General features: G+C 41.5%; 1 protein-coding gene. It reads right to left on the reverse strand.

All coding sequences use genetic code 11. The annotated features are described in order from the left end of the window. Positions 1 to 246: DUF4397 domain-containing protein (locus EQG68_RS14950; RefSeq protein ID WP_164975486.1), on the reverse strand; the 246-nt coding region annotated here is incomplete at both ends.

Raw genomic sequence — 246 nt, forward strand, 5'->3', positions numbered from 1 at the left:
TGAAAGCGAAATCATTTAACAAAAGTTCATCATTCACATACACATCTACTAAAGCTGCTGCCAAATCAGGAGAGTTGTGAATCGCTTGTAAACGAGCCGTTGGAGTTTCTACTAATGGTAGTGGAATCAAATCACCACCGGAAGCAAGAGCCACCCATAAACCAAATGCAGGTCCGTTACTATTTTGTGATGGATCTAAAAATCCACTGGCTACAACAGTAATGGCAGCACCATCTAATCCTAACG

The organism is Flavobacterium piscinae (assembly GCF_004122145.1).
GTDB classification, from domain to species: Bacteria; Bacteroidota; Bacteroidia; order Flavobacteriales; family Flavobacteriaceae; genus Flavobacterium; species Flavobacterium piscinae.